This is a genomic window from Cellvibrio japonicus Ueda107 (assembly GCF_000019225.1).
In the GTDB taxonomy this organism is placed as follows: domain Bacteria; phylum Pseudomonadota; class Gammaproteobacteria; order Pseudomonadales; family Cellvibrionaceae; genus Cellvibrio; species Cellvibrio japonicus.
Genome location: NC_010995.1, coordinates 4013898 through 4039459, shown reverse-complemented (window position 1 = coordinate 4039459; position 25562 = coordinate 4013898). Strand labels below are relative to the sequence as shown.

Here is a 25562-nt window from a genome sequence, read left to right as displayed (position 1 = left end):
AGGAGATACTCAGAATGATGATGGGAACCATACAGCGACTCGTGCGCATCGCCGCACTCGTCCTGGCACCCCTGATGGCCAGTTCGGCACTGGCGGATAACGCCTGGCAAAATACCAGTGGCTGGTGGAACGCCGGCGACGTCCCCGCGTTTGACAAGCGCCAGCTCTCGCGCCAGTTGCCGCTGATCCGTGTCGATGGCAATCGCTTTGTCGATGAGCAGGGCAACGTCCAGATATTTCGCGGTGTCAGCATCTCGGACCCGAACAAATTGGCCAAAGACCAGCATTTCAATAAAAAACACTTTGACGTGATCCGCTCCTGGGGAACCAATGTGGTGCGGATTCCGGTGCATCCCAGCGCCTGGCGGGAGCGTGGCGTGAAAGGCTACCTGGAACTGCTCGACCAGGCGATTACCTGGAACAACGAGTTGGGTATGTACACCATCATCGATTGGCACTCCATGGGTAACCTCAAATCCGAAATGTTCCAGAACAGCATGTATCACACCTCTAAGGGGGAGACCTTTGACTTCTGGCGCCGGGTATCGGAGCGCTACAACGGTATCAACTCGGTTGCCTTTTATGAGATTTTCAATGAGCCCACCGTATTCAGTGGCCGTTTGGGGATTGTGAGTTGGGCGGAGTGGAAAGCGATCAACGAAGAGGCGATTACGATTATCCAGGCCCACAACCCCAACGCGATTTCACTCGTTGCCGGTTTTAACTGGGCCTACGATCTGCGCGAAGCAGCGGCCAATCCTATCGAGCGTAACAACGTGGCCTATGTCAGCCATCCCTATCCCCAAAAAGTGGGTGCACCCTACCAGGCTAACTGGGAGCGCGACTTTGGTTTTATGGCCGACAAGTACCCGGTGTTCGCCACCGAAATCGGCTACCAACTGGCGAGTGACAAAGGGGCGCATATCCCGGTCATCGACGATGGCAGCTATGGCCCGCGTATCACCGATTACTTTGCCAAAAAAGGTATTAGTTGGGTGGCCTGGGTATTTGATCCGGACTGGTCACCGCAAATGATCAAAAGCTGGGATTACGAACCCACCATGCAGGGCGAGCATTTCCGCAAGGTGATGTTGAAGGAAAACAAGTAGTTTCCCTCCATTCCAAAACACCAAACCCGCCAACTGGCGGGTTTGTACTTGCTGACGCATTGCCTGGAACCCTAGTGTAGCGGCGTAATTGCCGTCGCCTGGGAATCGGGCAAATCCCATTGGAGGTCGATGTTTTCCCACAGGGTGACATAAACCAGCTTGGTGGAGTTTGAATAGGCTACATAGCTGAGTGTGTTGTCGTAGGCCCAGAGCGAGCCCTTGCCGTAGGGCACACCTAAGCCGGTGGGCAGGACAAAGTGCTGCACCGCCCCGTGTTCAGGGGCGTATACCATTAAATGGGTTTTGCTCAGGCTGCCCAAAAAGCCCTCAAAATACATGAGGTATACATGGCCTGTCAGCGGGTCTATCGTCACCGGGGCAAAATTGCCTGTGATACTTTCCGTCACTACCGGCAGGCGCAATAACTCGTCAAATGTACCCTCGGCACTTAGCCTTGCCATGTAGAAGGCGTAATCGCCCTCTTCGGTATCGGTTTCTGTTTTGTCCCTCAACCAGATCGCGTAGGTATTGCCTTCACCGTCGCTGACGGCTTGCACATCGGTCACATTGGTGTAGCCGCCATAGCCTGTTAAGGAGCTGTAGCTGTTATCCGTAAAGGCATGGATATGGTAATCACTGATGTCCATGCGGATAAACGGCCCGCTGGTGCTGGCATAGTGGGTGACCTGGTATTCGTGGTCTGGCGATACGGTTTTTTTCAGCAGTTCGCCGGCGTTAAATAGCTGTGCCGGTTGCCAGCCGGAGGATGCCGATGCAAGCGCGGCATATCGTTTATAAGACGTTGCCGAGTTGGAGGCCACATCGTAAATGATATGCGGGTTGTCACCGGCATCCAGGAAGATGTCGGGGCGGCCATTCACATAGGCATCGTACAGGCCGGCCGTTTTCAGGGTTTCAGTTTCCGGATTACTGGACACCTTGGTGGCGCTGAAATCCGGGCCGACATAATAAATGCCCAGATTGCCGCTGTTGGATGAGCTGATGCTGGTATCGCGGCGTCCCTGGAATACCATATGCGGGCTGCCGGCTTCACTGACCGCCATATTCACCGACCAGATCAGGTCAAAGTGAGGGTGGGTTGCAGGTGTTGAGTCCAGGGTCCCGGACGCATCCACCTTGCCGTAGTGCAGCCTTTGCCCTGCATCCTCGCTGGCTCCAACCCAGGCGAGGTGCACCTGTTGGCTGATATCCAGGAACGAGGTCAGGGTTTGTGTGGGAATACCACTGTTAGTGCCCAGGGTAATGGGGAATGTAAAGGTTGAACGCTTACCGACTTCCACCAGGCCGGCACTGGACGCCGGGGATGAAACCGACACACTCGAATTCGCTGCACTGGTGGTAATCGATGAGGCAACCGATGAGGCAATACTGCTGGCGCTTGCCGAACTGGTAGCAACCGGGGCAAGGCTGCTGGTACTGGCTTCGCTGGACACCGAGGATGACAGGGACGCCGCACTGGATAACACAGGGGCTACACTGGTCTGCACACTACTGGCCGAAGATGCACTGCCCGCCACCGGCTGGGTGCGCGTACCGCTGAACTGGGTGGTGCCGCTACAGGTGAAGTCATCTTCACCGTCGCTGCCCGCTAAAACGTAAGTCCAACTGCTGGAACCGGTGATTGCATCGCCATTGATCGTCGCTGTCACGTTCAAATTAGTGATGCCGCCATCTTCCTGGATGATGCCGGACCAGTTCAGGGTGCTGCCATCCAGGGTGCCCTGGTAAGTCTCTTCACCCTCCATCACACTCAGGGCGCTGCCGGTTTGCACCACAACATAAGTGGTGGTGTAACTATAGGTTTCCTCCTCCCCACATTCAGTGCCATCTTCGATGGCATCGATAGTCCAGGTGCCGGAAACACCGGGGGAAGAGGCAGCGGATGAAACAGGCGATGAAACAGACAGGGACGAGACTGACGAACTCGACATGGAACTGGCCGATGACGGATTTGCCCCGGCAGAGGACGGTGTGATCGAACTGGCGGCCCCTGAACTGGGCGCAATGCTGCTGATCCCAGCCGATGATGGATTATCCCCAACGGAAGACAGTGTCACCGAGCTGGCGGCTTCTGAGCCGGGCGCAATACTACTGACCGGTGTAACTGGCTTACTGTCCCCGCCGCCGCCCCCACCACCGCAGGCGCTTAACGCTGCCAGGCTGAGGGTCAGGCACAGGGACAACAATACTTTCTGGATATGCTGATACATAAAAGCCTCAACGTAATTGATCAGCCGCCAGTCTAAAAAAAACACCCGGGCTTGCCATCGCCCAAATAGGGGATAAAAACCCGGAAAGACGTGCATGAAAAAGCCAGCGCTTTATGGGCGCTGGCTTAAACAAAAACCATTAACGTATTTTAGGAGAGGATTACATTACAGTGGTGGGATCATTTTGAATGAAGACTCCCAGAGCGAGCTTTCCTCTTCAGACTCCAGTGATAACAGGATTTTGGATTCTGTATCACTGTTGTTACCCACCAACTTGGCAATGGCCATGGTGAATGACTCATTGTCGTTAGTGAACGTCACTATTACTGTACCGGTTGAGTTAATTGTCCAATTGATATCAATCGTTGGCTCTTCCTCATCTTCTCCTGTTGCGACGAGAGTTCCGCTCGCTATATCGTCATCGTTGAAATCATCGCCAAACACGAAGGTGAAAATCGTGCTGCTGCCATCTGCCAGAGGGACTTCAGTAGAAAAACTGTTGCCCGCAATATAGCTCTCGCTAAATCCACCTGGGTAACGGGTGATTGAAATGGTGCCGAGGGGATGATCGCTATCGTAATCCTGCAGGTTGGCGGCAAAACTGCCCAAACGAGCGAAGGAGAAACTACCTTCATTATCATCGCCAAACAAGAGGTCTCCCCAAGGGGTGATTTCCATCGTTTCATTCTGTTGGTCATTTTCATTTTCGCGATTGTACAAACCACCCTCACCATCAGTATCTACGGTGATGCCGGTGACCAGGAACTGGTTATTGGTGAGGGTATAACTTCCGAATTCGCCAGAGAGCGGTTGAGCCGGCTCATTAATGTAGTTGCTCTCGTTATTGGTGTGCGCAATCGCATATTCCGTTGCAGATAAAAAGGTCAGGATATGCAGGTCGCCATCTATATTGATCATGCCCCAGCCACCAATAAAGGGGTTGGTGTTATCCCTTACGCGTGTGAATACCGCTTGGCCATCACTGGGGGTGCCGAGTGTCAGCCTGGTGCCATCGACTGCTATTGTGTGGGTGACTACACCTGCGGTTTCACTGTTTTCACTATAGAGGCCGCCATTCTCATCTGATTGGCCGATGAGTTGAACGCGAAGTTCACCCGTGGCCAGATCCCACGCGTAGGAGCCGTATTCGACCGAGCCAGCACGCTGTGATTCCTCATCATCATGTTCATGGATGATGAGATAGGTATTGCCATCAATGAAGGTCAGTACATTACGCTTGCCTTCGCCTTCGCTATACATCCAACTGCCGAGCAGTTGTGCTTGCAATGTGCTCTCGAAGTGCGCAAGGGCATCGGCCTCACTGACCAGTGTGGTGCCTTGGGGCAGAAGGCTGGCGACGGCAGTATCAAATTCGACGGTAGTAATATCGGGCACATTGGCGCCAGCAAAGAGGCTACTGGCGGTATCGGTAATTTGAATGCCGTTGGTTGGGTCGCCGTCTTTATCCAGCGTCTGTAGCAATTGCAGGATATTGGTTTTGGTGATTGCTGCGATGGTGCTGTCGCTAGAGTGCGCTGCTGCTATATCGGCCGGTGTTACAACACCTTTGGCCGGAACTGCGGGCAATTCCAGATCACCGATAAAAAAGACAACCGTTTCGCCCTCCAGATATTCATATTCGCCCAGTGCAGTGGTAGTGCCTGTTTTGGTTGCTGTGCGATAGTCGATACCCGCAACCACGCTATCCACAAATACACCGGTGAGTGTCGGGGTGGGAGTGACACTACTGGAACTACTGGAACTACTGGAACTACTGGAACTACTGGAACTGCTAGTGCCAACTGAGCTTGAGGCATCATCAGATGATGGGGTAGAGCTGGCGGGTTCGGATGAAGACGTGTCTGCTGATGAACTGGTTTCAGTCTCGCTGGATGACGACTCGGCAATGCTGGACGCAGCAACCGACGCCGGTGTACTGGTGGGCGTGGAGGATTTATTGCTACCACTACTGCCGCTACCGCCACAGGCCACAAGGCTGAGGATGATGGAGGACAGCAGCCCCTGCTGAAGATATTTATTTATAGCCATAGACACACCTTATGTTGGGTTAACGAAAGCTCAGATGACACCGTTTAGAGGGATATCCGCCCAAAAAACAGGATTCCAGTGCCATTGATATTGAATGAGCTAGGTTAGGGTTATTGGATAGGCTTGCCATCACCCATATTGGGGATGAACGGGTGCTGGGAAATCAGCCACAATGATGCGGCTGTTTTTGTGGCGGTTTATTTGATATTCAAAATGCCGGATAACAGGATACGAATAACATCCTGTTGTTTTTTAACGCCCATCTTGATGTAAATACTTTTTAATTGGCTGCGCACCGTTTCAATGGAAACGCCATTGGATTCGCTGATTTGTGATGGTGACAGGCCATTAGCCAGGGCAATGGCAACGTTGGATTCTGCTGGTGTTATGCCATACAACTTATGCAGGGTTTCCGCAGACAGGTTAAAGGACGAATTGGGAACGGATATATACAGTGCAATCTTTCCCTGCGGGTTTTGGTTGTGCGAGTCATCCAGTATGGTCAGCATAATATGGATGACATGCTCCTGGTCCGGGTGATGCAGGGCAATCGCCTGGTTGTGGTGAACCTGTTTTTGCTTGCTGGCGAGGGTTAACTGGTCAATCAGGCTGTGCAGTTGTTTATTCTCCGCGTAAACGTGGGCCTGCAATGTGTTCCTGGCGGTGATTTTCAGCCCCTGGTGGTGTGTGAGCAGGGTCTCGGCGATAGGGTTGCAATAGTCCACGCTGCCATTCGGGTTAAGGATAATTAAACCGAGGGTGATATGCCCAAGGGCGGCTTGCAGGGATTGCTGCTGGCTGCGCAGTTTGTAAAACTCCTTATAAATTCGCAGTGCCCGTTTAAAGTGCGGATAAAGCAATTGCAGTGTTTGTAACTCTTCAGCAGAAAACGGCTCGGCATTAAAGGAGCGATGCAGGGCTATCCCGACATGCCATTCTTCATTTCTGTAAATTCCCATCGTACTTAAAAAGCCGACATCATTGGGTTTTAACAGCAGGCGATAGTAAAACGGATGGGTTGTTTTAAATTCCCGCGCATCGACAAGCTGTTGTGCCTGACCGGGTGCGCTGGCGGCCTGTAGCTGGAAGGTGTAGTCGTATTTTGAAAGGCCGAGGCGATAGGCCAGGGTGACGGTCCGTGGAAAACCGCAAGAACCGATAATATCGCGGTGCTCGTATTCATAATCCTCCATAAAAATGCCGCTGGAATGTGCGTTAAACAATCGGCACAGTTCGCTGGCAACCTTATTCCAGTGCTGGGGGACGAAAGACGCCTCGTAAATATCGCCAATAACATCTAATAGGGCATTCATTGATAACGTCTATGCAGTGACTAAGGTCGGGGTGAAATGAATGTGCATGTCAGCGTTAGGCCCCTATCGGGGATGCGCTACTGCCAGCCTGGGGGTGTTTGCCCCTCATTGAGCAACGCCAGTAATGCCTGCCGGAAGCGTTCGGGCTGCTCAAATTGCAGGAAGTGGTGGCAGCCGGCCAGGACCCGGGCCTTCACAAACGGGGCGCAGCGATCCTGGGCAGCGGGGGCGATGTGCTCGCCGTTGATGGCGTGGATAGGGCATTGGATCCGGCTGAAGGCACTGTCGGGCGACCAGCGCAGCAGGTTGTGCCAAATGGGGAGCATTTTCTCCGGTGCGGCACCGGACATGCGGGTTTTAATCCAGTCGCGGGTGTGGCTGTCCAGGGTGCTGGGGGTGGTGTTGTCCACCAGGTACGCCATGGCCGCGACAAAATCCTCGCGGAACGGGGTTTCAATACTGTCGATTGTGGCGGTGTCCATATCGCCATAGGGCAGGCTGAAGGTATCGACCAGGATCACCTGGCGGGCGCGCTCGCCCAATTGCGCGGCCGCCTCCAGGGCAACGCAGCCGCCCATGGAATGGCCAACCAGCTGGATAGTGGCGCTTTCTGGCAATTGGTCGACAACAAACCGGGCCAGGCCGGCAATGGACCAATCGGACCAGGGCAGATGTTCGTGTTGGCCGTGTCCGGGCAGTTCGATGGCCAGGCATTTAGGCAGTGCAGCGGAGGATGCGAGGGCGGAGAGGGTTGCGTCCCAATCGCTGGCGCGACAGCTCCAGCCGTGAATCAAGACAATCAGGTCAGCAGTGGGATGGGGGCTAGACGACATGGGGCAATCATTCCTGTGTAACGGTATTTATAGGGACCCCGAGTTGTGGGATTCCGGGGGCTCAATTATGATCCCAATCGATATTTGGACGCCATAGTGGGCATGGGGGTAATGGGGTTTCCTGCCTTCTGGTTAGATCAGCAGTGCGGTCTGTTTTCCGGTTAATTGTCTATGCAAGATTCCCGTGTATTTCCCGGCTTTGCCAAACACCAGGTCGCGCTGCTGGATAGCCTTTATAGCGAGCCGGGGCAGGGGGTGGATTGGGCCGGTTTTTTGGCCCGGATGGTCGAGGCCACAGGCTCGCGCTCGGCGCGCATGTTGCTGACCAATGCGCGTGCCGACCGCGTGATTTCCAGTATCAAATTGAATATCGATGACAGCGAACACCAGCGCTATGTCGATTACTACGTGAATACCTGTCCCTGGCGCCTGGAACTGGCAGAAAAGCCCAAAGGCCAGTTGTATTCGTCCTACCTGGATTTCCGTTGCCGCCAACCGGAGTTCTACCGCACCGAGTTTTTTAATGACTGGGCGCGCGACCAGGATATCCACCACGGCATTTGCGGTACGGTGTTTAGCCAGGGCGCCAGCAAGGTGCAATTGCTGGTGCAGCGCACCCGGGGGCAGGGGCACTACACCCGGGCCGAGGTAGAGCAGGTCAACCAGTTTCTGCCCCATGTGCGCCAAGCGCTGCGCCTTGAACAGATCCATGCCGATATGCAGGGGCGTGCCAATGCCAGTGTGATGGCCAGTGAAGCCCGGCCTATGCCATTCCTGCTGCTCGACCAACAGGGAAAACTGGTCTATGTCTCGCCGCGTTGTGAGCCGCTGTTGCGGCAGCCGGATATGGGCTGCCACAAGGGCCAACTCAAATTCCGCGAGCCGGCGGTACAACAGCGTTTCCAGGCTGCCTTTGACAGGGTATTGTGCGCCGGCCAATCGCTGGTTGCGCGCGAGCAACTGGTGCATATCCGCCGTGACAGGCGCGTTAGCTTTAGCTGTTTCCTTAGCCCTATTTATCCGGCCTTTAACGACGCGGCCTTATGGGCGGGAACCGCCTATGTGGCGGTGCATATCTACGATCCGGAACAGGTGATGGCGGTAGACCACAACTGCCTGATGCAGCTGTTTGCACTGACGGAAAGTGAGGCGCGGGTTGCCGGGGATATAGCCTTGGGCCTGGACCCGCAGATGATTGCCCTGCGCGATGGTCGCTCTGCCCACACGGTGCGGGCGCAATTGAAAGCCGTATTTACCAAGATGCGCTGCAATCGCCAGAACCAGCTGGCTGCATTGGTCTTGCAGTCGCCCGCGGTGCGCTGGCGTTAATCAGCGCTGGTCGCGCTGGAACAGGCGCTGCTTTTCCCGCTCCCAATCGCGCTCTTTTTCGGTCTGGCGTTTGTCGTGCAGCTGTTTGCCCTTGGCGATAGCAATTTCGCATTTCACCATGTGGGCCTTCCAGTAGAGTGCGATAGGCACCACGGTATAGCCCTTCTGTTCCACTGCTTCCTGCAGGCGATTTATCTCGCGCCGGTTGAGCAGCAGCTTGCGATTGCGGAACGGGTCGGTGACAAAATGGGTAGAGGCACTGAGCAGCGGCTGGATTTGACAGGCCTGCAACCAGGCTTCGTTGTTTTTGAAGATCACATAGCAGTCGGTGATATTGCCTTTGCCGGCGCGCAGGCTTTTTACTTCCCAACCGGTAAGGGCAAGCCCCGCTTCGAAGCGCTCGTGCAGCTCGTAATCGAACTTGGCTTTTTTGTTCAGGGCGATGGTATTGCTGCCGCTTTTCTGGTTTTTCTTGGCCATGGATCAAACAAACCTGCGTAGCCGTGGGGAATCGATAGGGATAAAGGGGCCGCATTATATCGGCAAAACCCTACCCTGTGGCCAGCCCTTCCGGTTGTCGAGGTTTCGGCCAGGGAGCCAGACAGGTACAATCGCTACCCTGTTTTGGTATGGCGTAAGCCCTGTGTGGAGTCTGTATTGGCCCATCGAGTTGAAAGATCTGCGCTGGTCAATTTCTCGGCGCAGCAAATGTACGATCTGGTGAACGATATTGAAGCCTATCCGCAATTTATGGATGGCTGCAGTGGTGCGACCATCCTCACCCGCGGTGACGATTGGGTCGAGGCGCGCCTCACCCTGCATAAGGCCGGTGTCCAGCAGAGTTTTGTCACCCGCAACCAGTTGCAGCCGCCACATGCGATGGTGATGAACCTGGTTGACGGCCCGTTTAAATACCTGCGCGGTGTGTGGCGTTTTACGCCGTTGGGGGAGCTGGCCTGCAAGGTGAGTTTCGAGCTGGAATTCGAGTTGCAAAATCGCCTGTTGGGTATGGCCTTGGGCAAGGTATTTGAATCCATCGGCAACCAGCAGGTAGATGCACTTTGTGCGCGTGCAAAGCACGTATATGGTTGAGTTTTTGGATACACAGGTAATGCGTAATGGCTGATTTTGATTTGATTACCGTGGAGGTGGCTTACGCCCTGCCGCACAAGCAAAAAATTATTGCCTTGTTGGTGGAGCCTGGCACTACTGCCATGGATGCGGTTCTCCGCTCGAAAATTACCGAGCATTTTCCCGGCCTGGATGTCGCAACGGCCAAAATGGGGATTTTCGGCCAATCCCTGGGCACCAAGGGGTTGGACCCTGCTGATAAATACATCCTGCACGAAGGCGATCGGGTAGAAATCTATCGCCCGCTCACCTCCGACCCCAAGGATGCCCGCCGCAAACGCGCGGAAAAGTCGGAGTCCGCCGAGGGTTAACCCCGCTATCCGCCGTCCCGGCGTGCTGCCGTTTTTTGCACTACACTGGATTTAGCGATAATCGACGACAAGAAGCCCCGGCCCCAGTGGACGGGGTTTCTTGTCTTTGCCTGTCCGGTTTCCCTTGCCTGCGAGAATCTGCATGTCGGTCAATGTCAAACGCTGGTATTCCTGGCTGTCCTGGTTGGCAGCGCTTGTCCTGGCATTGGGCTTCCTGTGGCTACTGATGATGGATTGGCGCTCGCACCAGCATGACTGGCACGACTGGCAGGATTGGCAGCAGCGCGACCAGGGCCAGCAACTGGCCAATCTCAGTCGCGATTTAACCCATCAATCCATGTTGCTGGCGCAGGTAATCTTGCGCGATCAGGTGTTTATCGACCGTGTGCGTGAAGCCCATGGTATTTATTTACAAGACTTATCCCAGGGTACCGCTGAGCGCACCGCACAACAGCGCCAGCGGTTGGAGCGGTACCTGGCGTCTTATTGGGAAAACGTGCGCGGGCATGGCGTTATCCAGCTCAACGTGTTTTTCAATCCCGCTGCGGTGGGCTTTTTGCGTATGCAGCGCCCGCAGCGTTATGGCGATAGCCTGGCGGGGCTGCGCCCGCAGTTAACGCAGGTGTTTGCTACCGGAATGCCTGTGTGGGGCATGGACCTCAGCCGAGAGGGCAGTGGTTACAGTGCGCTGGTGCCGATTTTTGCCGATACGGAGCATCAAGGCAGTGTTATTGCCGTATTGGAAGTCACCCTCGATAGCCTGCCGGATTTTTACCGCGACGACTCGCTCAATATGGCGATCTTCCTGCGCAAATCAGCAACTGAACCACTACTGTGGGCAGAGACCCAGCGCAAATTGAACAGCCTTAGCCATATCACCCTGAATGACTGGCGGCTGGAGAGCTATAGCCGACCCATGGTAATAGAGTGGTGGAACCAGAGCCTCATACCTATCCAGTACAACCTGCGTGTCCTGTCCGCTAGCGATGGGCGCATGTTCCTGTTGTCCTGGTGGCCCCTGTTACAGGGGGAACAGGGCTCGGGGCCTGTTATTGCCGCCGCGGTCTGGACAGATATTTCCCAGCCCTATAGCGATTATCTCGCCGATGGTCGGCGTATTTTGGCCAAGTGGTTGTTGGCATTGCTGGCAGCAGAACTCTTATTGATTACCTTTATTCAATTAAACCGGCAGCGGATGCGGCAACTCATGGCTGAGCACAGCGCAGAGTTGCAAAAAGAGATTGCCGCCAGTGAGCAATCGCGCCAGCACCTGGCGTTGGCATTGCGCTCCAGTGACTCCGGTTTTTGGGAGTGGGACATAGTGCATGAGCGCGCCAGCTTTTCGCCTGAATGGCGCAGGCTGTGCGGCCTGCCTCCTGATGAAACCGGCTCTTTCGAGTTGGATGAATGGCTCGGGCGTGTGCACCCGGCGGACAAACGCGCCAGTTACAGTGAAATGTTGCGTCACATCAAGGGCGAGACGCCCATGTATGAAAGTGAATACCGCCTGCGTGTAGCGGATGGCAGTTACAAATGGATACTGTCGCGCGGCAAGGTAGTGGAGTGGAGTGCAAACGGCAGCGCGAGTTTAATGCTGGGCGTCTATAGCGATATTACCCAGCGGAAAAATATGGAGCTGATTGCGATTCGCCAACAGGCAGCTTTGCATGCACTGAACGAAATTGCCTCGCTGCCAGCGACAGAAAGCGATGAATTATTAACGCAGGCCCTGTCCCTGGCTGTGCGCTATCTGGGGGTGGGCACGGGGGTTGTCAGTGAGGTAAATGCCGGGCGGTACCAGGTGCGTATCTGTTTTTCCATGCGCGATGAATGGTTACCGGCAGATAAAGAATTACCACTTGGACAAACCTATGCAGGCTTGGTCATCAGCGCCCGGGATGTGGTGGCAGAAGACGATATCCCCGGCAGTGTTTTGGCCGATCATCCCGCCTATCGCCACTCCGCTGATGAGTCCTATATCGGGGCGCCGCTGTGGGTGCAGGGCCAGCTCTACGGTACCTTGTGTTTCAGCTCGCGCAAAAGTCGCCAGCATGAGTACGATCGCCTGGACAAGGATTTTGTGCGTTTGCTGGGGCGTTGGGTCAGCTCCGTGGTGGAGCGCTGGCACCAGGAGCGGGAGAAAAAAACCATTCTCGATCGCTTCCAGAAGCTCAGCCAGCGTGTGCCCGGATTCCTGTACCAATATCAACTCCGCCCCGATGGAAGCACCTTTTTCCCCTATGCCAGCCCCGGTATTTACGCTGTTTACGGCGTCCATCCCCAGGATGTGGGTGAAGATGCCGCGTGCATGCTTGACGTATTGTATCCAGAGGACCTGGACTGGATTCGGGAAAGTATCAGCTGGTCTGCCCTTCACCTGACGCCCTGGGTTGCCACGGTGCGGGTGAATCACCCCGAGCGGGGATTAATCTGGACCCATGTGCAGTCCGTACCTGAGCGTTTGCCCGATGGCAGTGTGTTATGGAATGGCTATGTCTCCGACATTACGCCACTCAAGCAAACTGAGTTGGAATTGGCCCAGACCAATGCACTGAACCAGGCCATTTTTGATGCGGCAACGGTTTCTATTATTGCTACCGATGTCAATGGCATGATCAAAACGTTTAACCGCGGTGCCGAAGTTTTGTTGGGCTATAACGCGGTAGAAATGATCGACAAAAGAACACCGGAAATTATTCATGACCCCGATGAAATGGCCGCGCGTGCGCAGCAGCTTAAACGCGAGCTGGGGCAGGATATCCAGGCGGGTTTTGAGGTACTGGTTGCACGTGCGCGGGCCGGTTGGGATGACGAAAGCGAGTGGACCTATATTCGCTATGATGGCAGTCGCATCCCGGTATTACTGGCGATCTCGGCCCTGCGTGACCTTGAGGGCAATATTTTTGGTTACCTGGGGATTGCGCAGGACATTTCCGAATCCAAGCGTGTCGATAAGATGAAAGCGGAATTTATTTCCACGGTCAGCCATGAGCTGCGCACGCCCCTGACCGCGATCAGCGGCGCCCTGGGAATCCTGACCGCCGGTGGCGCAGGTACGCTACCCGAGGCGGCAACACGTATGTTGCAGATTGCACACAATAATGCCCTGCGCTTGATCCATTTGGTCAACGATTTACTCGATATGGAAAAGCTGGTTGCGGGCAAAATGCAATTTGAAATCCACATGCAGTCGCTGTTGCCCATTGTGCGTCAGAGCCTGGAAACCAACGCCAGTTACGCCGCGCAATTCCATGTGCATTATGTGTTGGATCCTGACAGCGATGATGCCATGGTGTCGGTGGATAGTTTGCGCCTGGAGCAGGTGTTAGCCAATTACCTGTCCAATGCCGCCAAGTTTTCACCGCCGAATGGGCAAGTCTGGGTCAATATCCGTCGGCGCATGGGCTCTGTGCGCGTTACGGTCACCGATCATGGACGCGGCATTCCGGAGGCGTTTCGCGCGCGTATTTTCCACAAATTCTCCCAGGCAGACTCATCCGATAGCCGACAAAAAGGTGGCACCGGATTGGGGTTGGCAATCTGCAAGGAATTGATTGAGCGCATGGGGGGCAAAGTAGGATTTGACTCTGCCGAAGGGCAGGGCGCGAGTTTTTATTTTGAATTACCCTGTGAAGATAGTGCGCAGTCCCTTGAGCATCAGGGGGCTGAATCCCACCCGCGGGTGCTTATCCTGGAGGATGACACCTCGGTATGCCAGGTATGGGCCTCACTGCTCAGCCAGGCTGATTGCTGGTGCGACTCCACCACCCGTGGAGCTATCGCGCTGGAGTACCTGGCCGCACATCCTTACCACCTGCTGATCCTGGATTTGAAACTGCCGGATATGGACGGCGCCGATGTTATCCGCTGGCTGGATGAGCGTGAAATACGCGAACAATTACCGGCGTTACCGATCCTGGTGGTGACAGCATCGACCGATAAAACGCAATTGCCCGGCGCGGGGCGGGACAGGCCTTTGCGCTGGTTGCAAAAAACCGCGAGCAATCAGGCGCTGCTGGAGGCAGCCAGGGAACTGTTATTCCCCGCGGGCTCGACAGGGACCTCAGCACCGGATACTCGCAGCGACAATGGAGGGAATCTCCCATGATAGGTGCACCCCAGCCCGCCAATGAAACCGAGCGGTTGATGCTGTTGCATCACCTGGCCATCCTGGATACGCCGCGGGAGCAAAAGTTCGACAATATTGCACAGCTGGCCATGATGGTGTGCGAAGCACCGATTGCGGTAATCAGCCTGATTGATGCCCAGCGACAATGGTTTAAATCCTGTATCGGGCTGGGGGGCGAAGAAACCGAGCGCGACCTCGCATTCTGTGCCCATGCAATTTTGCAGCCGGACACCCTGATGGAAGTTCGGGATGCCCATCTCGATCCGCGTTTTGCCGATCACCCTTTCGTGTTGGGAGAACCGCGTCTGCGTTTTTATGCAGGTATGCCTTTGGAAATAACACCCGGTATTGCACTGGGGACACTGTGTATTATCGATTATGTGCCGCGCCAGCTGACGCCACACCAGCGACAAGCGTTGATGTTGCTGGCAAACCAGGTCGTACAATTATTGCAATTGCACGAGTCCAATCAGCGTGTAAAGCAGCAAAGTATCCAGTTAGAGCGCGAGCGCAAAAACCTGGATCTGGTGATTCGCGGTGCCAACATGGGCACCTGGCAATGGAATGTGCAGACCGGTGAGGTAATCCTGAACGAGCGCTGGGCTTCGATCCTCGGTTTTACCCTGGCGGAGTTGTCGCCCATGTCGATCCAGGCCTGGGAGCACATGATTCATCCTGACGATTTGCCTGCGGCACGCCAGTCACTGGAGCAACACTTCGCGGAGGAAATGGATTTTTACGATAGTAAATTCCGCATGTGCCACAAGGATGGCACTTGGGTTTGGGTCTATACCCGTGGGCGGGTGTTGAGTCGCACGGACCAGGGCGAACCGCTATGGATGTTTGGCACCCATGCCGACATTACCGAATTACAGGTGTACCAGGAGCGTTTGCAGGCCAGTGAGGAGCGCTTGCAAAGCATGATCCGCAATTTTCCCGGTGCGGTTTACCGCTGCGAAAATAATCCGCTTTGGACTATGCATTACATCAGCCCGGCCATTGAACGGCTCAGTGGATACTTGCCTGAATCGTTTATGGGCGATGGTGCCATCAGCCTGACACAGATTACCCATCCTGAAGATATCGCACGCCATTACTATCGGGTGCAAATGGCTGTCAATCGCCGGGAACCTTTCGATGTGGTGTATCGCCTGTTGCATCGCGACGGCAGCTGGCGCTATGTGCAGGAAGTGGGTACGGGTATTTATGATGAGCAGGGCCAATTGCAATTCCTCGATGGCTTTATCTGGGATATTACCCAGGCCGAAGAAGCGCGCAATGCGATCCAGCTGAATGAGCAAAAGCTTTCCAGTCTCTACCAGCTGTCTCCTGTGGCAATTGCATTGCATCGCCTGGCGGATGGTGCGTTTGTGGAAGGAAATCCCGAGTTTTATCGCATGCTGGGCTATACCGCCGAGGAATTTCCTGGGCTGAGTTATTGGGACATAACGCCAACAGAATATGCCGCCGCTGAAATGGAACAGCTGGAATCTTTGCATATCACCGGGCGCTACGGACCTTATGAAAAGCATTATCTACATAAAGATGGGCATCAAATTCCGGTATTACTCAATGGCGTGTTGATCGAAAACTCCCATAGGGAAAAACAAATATGGTCGATTATCCAGGACATTACCGAGCGCAAGCGCATTGAGCAGATGAAAAATGAGTTTGTGTCAGCCGTGAGCCATGAGTTGCGCACACCACTCACCTCGATTTCCGGTTCCCTGGGGTTGATCCTCAACGGTATGCTGGGAGAGGTACCGGTGCGCGCGCGCGACATGCTGGTTATCGCCCACAAAAATGCCCTGCGCCTGGCGCACCTGATCAACGATTTGCTGGATATGGAAAAACTGGCGGCAGGTAAACTGGATTTTTACATGCAACCGCAAGCCGTTTTACCGATTGTGGAACAATCGATCGAGTCGATGCGCGGCTATGCGGAAAATTACGGTGTCAGCCTGGTGTTTGACGCGGTTGCAGGCGATGCCAGTGTGAATATCGATGCCCAGCGCTTGCAGCAAGTGCTGACGAATTTTTTATCCAATGCGGTGAAATTCTCGCCGGAAGGCTCCAGGGTGATCCTGCGGATGAGGGTGCAAGGGCGCGAACTGTGCCTCGCGGTTACCGACCAGGGGCCGGGTATTAGCGACGAATTCCGCACGCGCATTTTCCAAAAGTTTTCCCAGGCTGATGCGTCCTCTTCGCGCCAGCGTGGAGGAACCGGTTTGGGGCTGGCCATCAGCAAGGAACTGGTGGAACGTATGGGAGGTAATATCGGATTTGATTCTATACCCGGTGAAGGTGCCACCTTTTATGCCTGCTTTCCGCTGCTAACGGACGGCAGGATGCAATCCACTGTTGGAGAAGGTTCATGAGCAAACCCCTTGAGCGGATTTTGTATGTGGAAGATGATCCGGATATCCAGGCCATTGCGTTAATGGTGTTGGACTCCATCAGCGGTTTTACTGTCGAGCCCTGTTCATCGGGCAGTGAAGCCCTGGAAAAGGCCGAGGCATTTGGCCCGGATTTGATTTTGCTGGATGTGATGATGCCGGGTATGGACGGCCCTGAAACCCTGCGTGCCCTGCGTCAGTTTCCCTCGCTGCAACCGGTGCCGGTGGTGTTTATGACAGCCAAGGTACAGCCGCAGGAGGTGCGGGAATATTTGAACCTGGGCGCCTCGGGTGTCATTGCCAAACCCTTTGATCCGATGACCCTGAGCCAGCAACTGATCGACATCTGGGCCCATGCGCGTCAGTAGTCCAACCAGAGGTTATCGAGGTTTTTAAAGCCCCAATCGTCCGGGGACTCGCGGCCGGTAATTTTATCCTTGCCTGCCAGGCGGGACAGGTCGATGGTCTCCTGGACAATCGGGCTGCGCGTTTTGGCTGAGAAGAAAATTTTTACTTTGGGCTGTAACAGGGACTTTTCGTTCTGCTCTACCACCACGCCGAGTCGGTCGCTCTCCAGGCGCACCAGTGAGCCGGTAGGATAAATTCCCACAGTTTTTACAAAGGCCTGGAATACCCGCTCATCGAAATGCCCCTTGCTCCACTCGGCCATCTTGCGAATGGATTCCGCCGGTGCCCAGCCTTTTTTGTACGGGCGGTTGGAGGTAATGGCATCGTAGACGTCGCATACCGCGCCCATTTTGGCGAACAGGGTAATGTTGTCGCCCTTGAGCTGGTGCGGGTAGCCGGTGCCATCCACTTTTTCGTGGTGGTGCAGGATGACATCCAGCACCAGCGGACTCACCAGTGGATTATTGAGCAGGATATCGGCTCCGATTTGCGGATGGGATTTGATAATCGTGAACTCTCCCAGGGTGAGCTTGCCTGGCTTGTTAAGGATTTTTGCCGGTATGCCCATTTTCCCCAGGTCGTGCAGCAAACCGGCGAGCCCCGCTTCCTGTACCAGTGGCTCCTCCAGCTTGAGCTGGCGCGCGAGGGCGATCATCAATGCACACACGGCAACTGAATGCATATAGGTATATTCATCGGCATTTTTCAGGCGCGCCAGGCTAATGAGGGCGTGGGGATGGCGCATCACCGATTGGGAAATTTCCTCCACCATGGCCTGGGCCTGTTCTACTTCGATGGCTTTGCCCATGCGTGCATCGTTAAACATCTCCATGACCGCCGTTTTGGTTTTAGCGCAGAGTTTTGCCGCAATTTTTATTTCCTCATCGAACGCGACCCGCTCCGGCAGCTGAGATTTCCCCGCTTGCAGCAACAGGTTTTCCGCCTCCTGTTCTACCTCTTCGCGCGACTTTCCCTGCCCGGGCGTATCGACATCGAGTCCCAGGCCAACATCAATCCACAGTTCCTTGATGCCACTGGATTGGATGTTGTGCAGGTCGCGAGGATCGTCGAGCAGGAATTTGGTTTTCCAAAAGGGATGCTCCATCCAGGAACCGCAGAACTCGCAGATAAACATACCCAGTTTTACGTCTTTGACGGCAATTCGCTTAAGCATATAGGTGCCGCCCTCTGGCTGGCATGGCGATCGATGGAAATCTTTGTTGAGTATAGCCAGCGTTAGCGTGGGATATGGGGCGGTACATGGCTTTTCGAGCGTGGGCTATGGCTGCTGCTGGTAGCGGCGACAGAACTCATCCAGCGCATGGCCGGGCACCGGTGCTGCGTAGAGGTAGCCCTGTCCCAGGCGGCAGCCCGTATCGCGCAACATAGCTGCCTCCTGTGGAGACTCTATGCCTTCGGCAACGGTTTCCAGGTCCAGGGCATTGGCAAGTTGGATAATGCCCGAGACGATAGCGCGTGCGCTGGCATCCTGTTGCAGGGCCGTGACAAAGCTGCGGTCGATCTTGAGCTGGTCGAGCGGAAAACTGCGCAGGTAGGCCAGCGAGCAATAGCCGGTGCCAAAGTCGTCCAGGGCGACGCGCACACCCAGGGTGCGCAATTCACCGAGGATCTGGCGGGTGGAGTGGGCATCCTGGATCAAGAGGGATTCGGTGATTTCCAGTTCCAGTCGGGTGGGCGCCAGGCCACTTAACTGCAAGGCGCGTTTCACCACGGGCACCAGGCTGCCGTGGCTGAACTGGCTGGCGGAAATATTTACTGCCAGGCGCCACCCGGCAGGCCAGTGTGACGCGGTGCGGCAGGCTTCGACCAATACCCAGATACCCAGGGGAATAATCATGTTGGACTCTTCTGCCAGCGGGATAAATTCAACGGGCGGGATAGTGCCCCGCTCCGGGTGATGCCAGCGGGTCAGCACCTCAAAGCCGGTAATCCGGCCATCCGCCAGGGAGATCTGGGGTTGGTAGTGCAATTCAAATTCCGGCAGGAGTGGTTGATCCTGCCAGCGAAAATGCGGATCCACATAGGTACATAGCGGTTTGATACAGGGCACAGATTCCAGCGCCCGGCGCATATCATTGAGCAGGTTGAGGCGCCGCTGGGCGGAATCGCCCATGCCCCTTTCGTAAAACTGGAAGGTATTGCGCCCGGCAGATTTGGCAGCGTACAGGGCCATATCGGCATTTTTCAGCAGTGTCTCGGGCTGGTCGGCATGCTCGGGGGCCAGCACAATGCCGATGCTGCAGCCGATTTGCAGGTTAAGCCCATCGATCTGGCAGGGTTCATGGAAACAGCGGAGCAGGCGCTGGGCTATTTGTCCGGCCTGGCTGACCGCATCTTCACCCCAACTGATCAGGGCAAATTCATCGCCGCCCAGGCGCGCCAGCAGGTCATCTTTGCGTATCGCCTTTTGCAGGCGTTTGGCGACTGCCTGCAGTACCTTGTCACCCACACCGTGGCCAAGTGAATCATTGACGGTCTTGAAGTTGTCGAGGTCGAGGAATAACAGGGCGAAGAGCTTGTCCTCTGCACGCAGGGAGGTTTTTGCCTGCTGCAAGCGGTTATTGAACTGGTAGCGGTTTGCCAATCCCGTTAGGGCATCAAAGTTGGCCAGGCGATTCATCTCGCGGTGGGCATTGCGCTGCTCGGTCACATCCGAGCCAACCCCGCGCCAACCGATCAAATGGCCCCGGCGATCGAGCAGGGGCTTGGCACTCAGCTGCCACCAGCAAGCCTTGTTATGAGCCTGTACCGGGACGACCAGATGGCGAAAAGCCTGGCCCTGGCGCAGGCGTTCGCGCAATAGCGACAGGGCTTCACCGCCCAGCCCGTCTTCGGGATGCATCTGGAAGAGTGTGGTGAAGGGGATTTCATGTAATTCCTCCAGGCTTCGTCCCAACAGGCTGGCGAGGCGTGGCGAGGGATCGCGCAATTGGCCATTGGCATCCAGTTCCCACAGCCAATCGCTGGCGTGGGTTTCAAAGTCATGCAGCAGCAGGCTGACCAATTGCTGCTGCTGCGCCGCTTCCGCCTCAGCCATCAGACGCGCACCAAAGGTGCGCGCACTGGTGATCACCGCCGCGATCACTGTGGAGCAATAGACGAGCAGCAACAACGCCAGGTCCCAGCGCTGCAGCAGGGGATTGAATAACAGCGAAAGTTCGCTGCCTATTCCCACCAGTAAGCAAAAGAGGATCGCCGCTTTGGGGACGGTGGCCAGGGCAAATCCCCCCGCGCAGAGCATACCCACGCAGACAACGCTGATGATCAGGGTATTGGCTGCATTGCTGTGGATTGCGCATATCAGCGGCACAATCCCCCAAAGGAAGCCCAGCAGGCCCGCGTGGGTCACTGCCCGGCGCAGGGAGCGTTCAGATACCTGGTTGCGCCAATGGCCGCGGATCAGGATGAGCCAGGGGCGGGCGCCGAGGAAGATTAAACCCAGTAACAAACAGCCCCACACCACCAATAGTGGGTGGATAGCACTATCGCGGTAGCTATAGACGATCATGCTGACATTGATCAGGTTGGCGATAACGGTCAGCGGCGTCAGGCGGATAATGGCGCTGATTTGCTCCGAGCGGAAACGCCCCCCGACTGTCTCGTCCAGGGTATAGATTTGTAACAGCTGATCAAGGCGGCGCAGGAAAGCTTGCCAGTATTGGACGATGATTCGCATGGATAAGGTGGCCGGTGGCCCAGGGTTAATAGCGCGGTCGATACCTGTTCGTTATGGTTCGGGTTGCCTGCTAACGCGGCCCGAAGTGGCTAAATCCTCATCGGCCACCTATGATTCAGAGACTAGTAGAGACTGAATGTGTGTCAAGGCGCCAAATTCGTCATCAGGCTGTGACGAATGCCCCCGGTAATAAAACGTCCTCATGAATAAAAATGCTGAAATAGCTGTTCGCCTACAGGCACTCAAAGATGCCTATCTCGCCCGCCTACCCGATGACCTGGCACAACTTAACGTGCTCAGTGTCCAGTTGCAGGATGCCGCCAGCCAGGAACAGGCCCTGGTGCAACTCAACCAGCGCCTGCACAAACTTGCCGGTTCTGCGGGCAGCTTTGGGCTGGCGGAACTGGGCAAGTTGGCCAAGCAGCTGGAGTTGCAAACCCAGCAGTGGAGCGAGGCCGGGCAACTGGATACGGGCAAGCTGCGCTTGTTTGCTGTTGCCATCAACTCCCTTGAGGGATTGGTTGATCCGGGCAGGCCCCTGTCAGCCCCTATGGCACACCGCAGTATCCAGGCCAAAAGTCCCAACCTGATTTATGTATTGGAAGACGACCCGGTATTGGCCGAAGAAATCTGCGTTACCCTGGGCCACTTTGGCCACGAAGTGCGACATTTCAACAACCTTGCACGGGCCGAGCAGGCCATACTTGCGCAGCCACCGGATTTCATGATCTGCGACATCATGTTCGATGAAGAGGGACGCGAAGCACCGGCTGCTATTGCCCGCTTGCAGCAGCAACTCTCCCTGCCTGTCCCGGTGATTTTCATGTCCACCCGCGAGGACTTCCAGGCCTACCTCGATGCGGTGCGGGCGGGTGCCGTGGGCTACTTCGTTAAGCCGCTGGATATCATCCGCCTGGTGGATTGCTTTGAATACTACCTGGATCGCAATCGCAGTAGCCCTTATCGCGTCTTGATTGTCGATGATGATGTGGTGCTCAGCGAACACTACAAACTGGTACTCAATGCGGCCGGTATCCGCGCCGAAGTCCTGCACACCCCGGAGCGTATTTTCGACATGTTGCAGGAGTTCCACCCGGAACTGGTGTTACTCGACCTGAATATGCCCGGGTGCACTGGCCCGGAGCTGGCCCAGGTCATTCGGCTCAACAGCGATTGGTTAAAGATTCCGATTACCTACCTTTCCTCTGAATTGGATGTCGATAAGCGTATCCTCGCCATGGGCCGGGCCGGGGATGACTTCCTGACCAAGCCATTAACCGATCGCGAACTGGTATCGGCCGTTTCTGTACGCGCTGCTCGTTGTCGCCAGTTAAGTGATGCCCTGGATCGCGACAGCCTGACGGGCCTGTTGAAACATTCACGCATTAAGGAATTGGTGGATCTGGAACTGAGCCGCGCCCAGCGCAGCGGAGAGCCACTCAGCCTGGTTATGCTCGATTTGGACCATTTCAAGCACATCAATGACTCTTATGGGCACAGTGCCGGTGACAAGGTAATCCGTGCCATGGCGCATTTGTTGCGCCAGCGGTTGCGCAAAACGGATTCACTGGGGCGATACGGCGGCGAGGAATTCCTCATTGTGCTGCCGCGCTGCGGCCCGGACGAGGCCTTTAAATTGGTAGATAAGGTGCGCCGCCATTTCCAGGAAATTCCCTTCCAGCACCAGGGCTGTCATTTCCGGGTCACGACCAGCGCAGGTATTGCCTCTTGCGGTGCATCGGGAGCTATGGCCGCCGACACTTTATTGCAAGCAGCCGATGAAGCCCTTTATGAAGCCAAGCATCAGGGGCGCGACCGGGTATGCATTTATCAAAAACAACCTTGAGATATGATCGACGTGCCCCTGAAAACAACAATGCCCGGTATTACCGGGCATTATTCGTGGTTGTAGCAGGTATTTACTCTACGGGTACTTCCGGTGGCGGAAGGTCTTCATCGTTGGAAGGCAAAGGCATATCGCGCTTGGTATCCTCAAGGTAGCGGTCAGAATTTTCACCGCTCATGGGGGCTTTACCCGGCAGGTAATCGCCGTCATAACGCGCTAACTTGTCGTTTTCAAAGTAAACCGTAAACAGGTAGGAAGTAATATCGCCATCGGAACCCTTGCGGATGCTGTAAGGGTAATCCCAGCGATCATCATTGAAGGTATCGGGCAGCAGGCTATTACCTAACACAAAGCGCACCTGGCGTTTGGTCATACCGATTTTCAACTGGCTGACCATGTCCTGGGTAACGATATGGCCTTGCTGGACATTGATTTTGTGCACCCAGGGGAAGCGGAAGTTCGAACAGCCCGCCAGGCTCATGGTAAGGATGAGAGCGAGGAGCGAGCGACTTGCTAATTTCATACGAGGGCTTCCACTAGCGAAAATGAACGCGGATAATACCCGAACCACAGGAACACTGAGAAGACTTTGGGGGAAATAATGGCTGATGAAAACCAGGAACTGCGTAAGGCGGGACTTAAAGTAACGCTGCCGCGTGTGAAAATTTTGCAGATGCTGGAGTCCTCTGAACAGCATCACATGAGTGCGGAAGATGTTTACAAGGCGCTGATGGAGCAAGGCGATGATGTGGGCTTGGCAACGGTGTATCGGGTGCTGACTCAATTTGAAAGTGCTGGTTTGGTAGTTCGTCATAATTTTGATAGTGGCCATTCGGTCTTTGAAGTATCGCGCGGTGATCACCACGATCACATGGTCGATATAGATACTGGCAGCATCATTGAGTTCCATAACGAAGAGATCGAAGCCTTGCAAAAGCGCATCGCCGCCGAATATGGCTATGACCTCACCGACCACAGCCTTGTGCTTTATGTGAAAAAGAAGCGCAATTGATCTGCCCGATCAGCGAGGTAAAAAAAGCGGCTCAAGGCCGCTTTTTTTACCTGTGCTAAGGCCAGCGCTTGGGATCAAGTGCTGCCGAGCATTTCGCGCGCATGGGCCAGGGACTGCTCGGTGACCTTGATACCGCCCAACATGCGGGCAATTTCTTCCACCTTGGCGTCACCGACCAATTCCACCAGGGTGGATTCGGCGGTTTTTTTGCTGGCGGTTTTGATCACCTGTAAATGTTGATGCCCCTGGCTGGCTACCTGGGCCAGGTGTGTGACGCAGATAACCTGCCCCTTGTCCCCCAATTGGCGCAACAGGCGCCCCACCACTTCTCCGGTTGCACCGCCGATACCCACATCCACCTCGTCGAATACCAGGGTCGGGATGGCCGAGGTCTGTGCAGTAACCACCTGGATGGCCAGGCTGATGCGCGATAGCTCACCACCGGAGGCAACCTTGGCCAGTGCGCGCGGCGCCTGTCCGGGGTTGGTACTGATCAGGAATTCCACCTCTTCCAGTCCCGGGGCGCCGGGTTTGTCCAGGGGGATCAGGCTGACACTAAATTTGGCATTGTCCATTGCCAGGGCTTTGAGCTGTTCATTGACCTGTTTTGCCAGGCTGGTTCCGGCCTTGTTGCGCTTGGCGGACAGTTGTTCCGCCACCTGGCGATAGCTGCGCTCGGCCTGCTCCACCTGCTGTGCCAGTTGATCCAGCCGGGCATCCCCGCTATCCAGTTGCTCCAGCTCGGCATTGAGTTTGGCGATAAATTCGGGCAGTTCCTCGGCGTGAATACGATGCTTGCGCGCCAGGTCGTAAATAGCCGACAAGCGCTCTTCCACCTGGACCAGGCGCTCGGGGTCGAGGTTGAACTGGTCGATATGGCGCTCAATCTCGTGTTGGGCCTCTTCCACCTGGATTTGTGCGCTGGTCAGTAAGTCCTCGGCGCTGCTGAGCGCGGCGGATTTTTCCGGCAGGTTGCGCAGTATGTGCAGGGCGCGGTGCAGGTTAACGCTCAGTCCCTGTTCCTCATCGCCACAAAAAGCGGCTAATTGCTGGCTGCCGCGCAGTATGTCCTCGGCATTGGCCAGGCTGCGCTGTTCGCTTTCGAGCTTGGCCAGTTCGCCCGGTTGCAGGTTGAGTTGCTCCAGTTCATTGGCCTGGTAACTGAGTAACTGGAAGCGCGCGCTGACCTCGGCGGCGTTATCGCGCAGGTGGAGATAGTGTTCCAAACGGCTTTGCCATTCGCGCCAGGCCTGGCGTACCTGTCTGGCCAATTCTGTCTGTCCGGCGAATTCATCCACCAGGCGGCGATGGGTATCTTTAACCAGCAGTGATTGATGCTCGTGCTGGCTGTGGATGTCGATCAATATTTCCCCCAGGGTGCGCAACTGCTGCAAGGTGGCCGGCTGGCCGTTGATATAGGCCTTGGATTTGCCGTCGGCGCCTATAACGCGCCGCAGCAGGCATTCCTGCGGATTCTCTTCCTGCAACAGGTCGTGGCTGGCGAGCCATTCGCGCGCCGGGGGAATCTGGCGGATATCGAAACTGGCGCTGATGTCAGCTTTACTGGCACCGGTGCGCACCCGTTCGGCCTCGGCGCGATCGCCCAGGGTCTGCCCCAGGGCATCGAGCAGGATGGACTTGCCCGCACCGGTCTCCCCGGTAATCACGGTCATGCCCGGCTTGAGCTCCAGCTCCAGGTGATCTACCAGGGTGAAATTGTGGATGGTCAGATGGGTGAGCATGGCGATGGCTCCGGCATCACAAGAAA

Annotated in this window: 18 protein-coding genes; 9 read left to right on the top strand and 9 right to left on the bottom strand. The window is 55.5% G+C overall.

All coding sequences use genetic code 11. From position 1 onward, the window contains the following. The first annotated feature begins 14 nt into the window (after positions 1-14). Complete coding sequence (locus CJA_RS16240; RefSeq protein ID WP_012488945.1) at positions 15-1109, top strand: glycoside hydrolase family 5 protein; 1095 nt, start codon at positions 15-17, stop codon at positions 1107-1109. Positions 1110-1180: 71 nt separating this feature from the next. On the opposite strand, the gene CJA_RS16235 is transcribed toward CJA_RS16240, so the two are convergent. The 4 genes from CJA_RS16235 to CJA_RS16215 form a co-directional block, all read right to left on the bottom strand. Beyond that, the gene (locus tag CJA_RS16235; protein WP_148208907.1) at positions 1181-3340 is read right to left on the bottom strand and encodes a hypothetical protein; all 2160 of its coding nucleotides are present in this window, start codon (positions 3338-3340) and stop codon (positions 1181-1183) included. 165 nt (positions 3341-3505) lie between these two features. Then, the gene (locus CJA_RS18845; RefSeq protein ID WP_012488943.1) at positions 3506-5389 is read right to left on the bottom strand and encodes a hypothetical protein; all 1884 of its coding nucleotides are present in this window, start codon (positions 5387-5389) and stop codon (positions 3506-3508) included. Between the two features lie 197 nt (positions 5390-5586). Continuing rightward, positions 5587-6702, bottom strand: coding sequence for a helix-turn-helix transcriptional regulator (locus CJA_RS16220; RefSeq protein ID WP_012488942.1), 1116 nt, complete (start codon positions 6700-6702; stop codon positions 5587-5589). Positions 6703-6779: 77 nt separating this feature from the next. Next, positions 6780-7535, bottom strand: a complete 756-nt coding sequence (locus CJA_RS16215; protein ID WP_012488941.1) for an alpha/beta fold hydrolase — start codon at positions 7533-7535, stop codon at positions 6780-6782. A 171-nt stretch (positions 7536-7706) separates the two neighbouring features. On the opposite strand from CJA_RS16215, the gene CJA_RS16210 reads away from it, so the two are divergent. Beyond that, the gene (locus CJA_RS16210; RefSeq protein ID WP_049765485.1) at positions 7707-8864 is read left to right on the top strand and encodes a helix-turn-helix transcriptional regulator; all 1158 of its coding nucleotides are present in this window, start codon (positions 7707-7709) and stop codon (positions 8862-8864) included. Here the strand turns inward: CJA_RS16210 and smpB are convergent, their stop codons facing one another. Beyond that, complete coding sequence (gene smpB, locus CJA_RS16205; protein WP_012488938.1) at positions 8865-9344, bottom strand: SsrA-binding protein SmpB; 480 nt, start codon at positions 9342-9344, stop codon at positions 8865-8867. It lies immediately after the preceding gene. Positions 9345-9521: 177 nt separating this feature from the next. Here smpB and CJA_RS16200 point away from each other — a divergent pair, with 177 nt between their 5' ends. From CJA_RS16200 to CJA_RS16180, 5 genes are all read left to right on the top strand, one after another. Then, positions 9522-9956 (top strand): type II toxin-antitoxin system RatA family toxin, encoded by a 435-nt coding sequence (locus tag CJA_RS16200; RefSeq protein WP_012488937.1) that lies wholly within the window; start codon positions 9522-9524, stop codon positions 9954-9956. 26 nt (positions 9957-9982) lie between these two features. Beyond that, positions 9983-10306 carry an RnfH family protein gene (locus tag CJA_RS16195; protein ID WP_012488936.1) on the top strand — a complete coding sequence of 108 codons (324 nt, stop codon included), beginning with the start codon at positions 9983-9985 and terminating at the stop codon, positions 10304-10306. A 142-nt stretch (positions 10307-10448) separates the two neighbouring features. Next, complete coding sequence (locus tag CJA_RS18840; protein ID WP_012488935.1) at positions 10449-14414, top strand: ATP-binding protein; 3966 nt, start codon at positions 10449-10451, stop codon at positions 14412-14414. Next, positions 14411-16813: a PAS domain-containing protein gene (locus CJA_RS16185; protein WP_041551664.1), complete on the top strand. Its 2403-nt coding sequence runs from the start codon at positions 14411-14413 to the stop codon at positions 16811-16813. Before CJA_RS18840 ends, CJA_RS16185 begins: the two co-directional genes overlap by 4 nt. Then, the gene (locus tag CJA_RS16180; RefSeq protein ID WP_012488933.1) at positions 16810-17199 is read left to right on the top strand and encodes a response regulator; all 390 of its coding nucleotides are present in this window, start codon (positions 16810-16812) and stop codon (positions 17197-17199) included. The genes CJA_RS16185 and CJA_RS16180 overlap by 4 nt, the downstream gene beginning before the upstream one ends. Here the strand turns inward: CJA_RS16180 and CJA_RS16175 are convergent. Together CJA_RS16175 and CJA_RS16170 are read right to left on the bottom strand one after the other, a co-directional pair. After that, on the bottom strand, positions 17193-18413 hold the full coding sequence (locus CJA_RS16175; protein WP_012488932.1) for an HD-GYP domain-containing protein: 1221 nt from the start codon (positions 18411-18413) through the stop codon (positions 17193-17195). The genes CJA_RS16180 and CJA_RS16175 overlap by 7 nt on opposite strands. Positions 18414-18518: 105 nt before the next feature. Continuing rightward, positions 18519-20936, bottom strand: coding sequence for a putative bifunctional diguanylate cyclase/phosphodiesterase (locus CJA_RS16170; RefSeq protein ID WP_012488931.1), 2418 nt, complete (start codon positions 20934-20936; stop codon positions 18519-18521). A 202-nt stretch (positions 20937-21138) separates the two neighbouring features. On the opposite strand from CJA_RS16170, the gene CJA_RS16165 reads away from it, so the two are divergent. Continuing rightward, positions 21139-22782: a diguanylate cyclase gene (locus tag CJA_RS16165; RefSeq protein WP_012488930.1), complete on the top strand. Its 1644-nt coding sequence runs from the start codon at positions 21139-21141 to the stop codon at positions 22780-22782. 73 nt (positions 22783-22855) lie between these two features. Here the strand turns inward: CJA_RS16165 and CJA_RS16160 are convergent, their stop codons facing one another. Continuing rightward, positions 22856-23305, bottom strand: coding sequence for an outer membrane protein assembly factor BamE (locus tag CJA_RS16160; RefSeq protein ID WP_041551662.1), 450 nt, complete (start codon positions 23303-23305; stop codon positions 22856-22858). 78 nt (positions 23306-23383) lie between these two features. Here CJA_RS16160 and fur point away from each other — a divergent pair, with 78 nt between their 5' ends. Continuing rightward, the gene (fur, locus tag CJA_RS16155) at positions 23384-23794 is read left to right on the top strand and encodes a ferric iron uptake transcriptional regulator (RefSeq protein ID WP_012488928.1); all 411 of its coding nucleotides are present in this window, start codon (positions 23384-23386) and stop codon (positions 23792-23794) included. Between the two features lie 74 nt (positions 23795-23868). Here the strand turns inward: fur and recN are convergent, their stop codons facing one another. After that, a complete protein-coding gene (gene recN, locus CJA_RS16150; RefSeq protein WP_012488927.1) occupies positions 23869-25536 on the bottom strand; it encodes a DNA repair protein RecN in 1668 nt (555 codons plus the stop codon). Positions 25537-25562 lie beyond the last annotated feature (26 nt).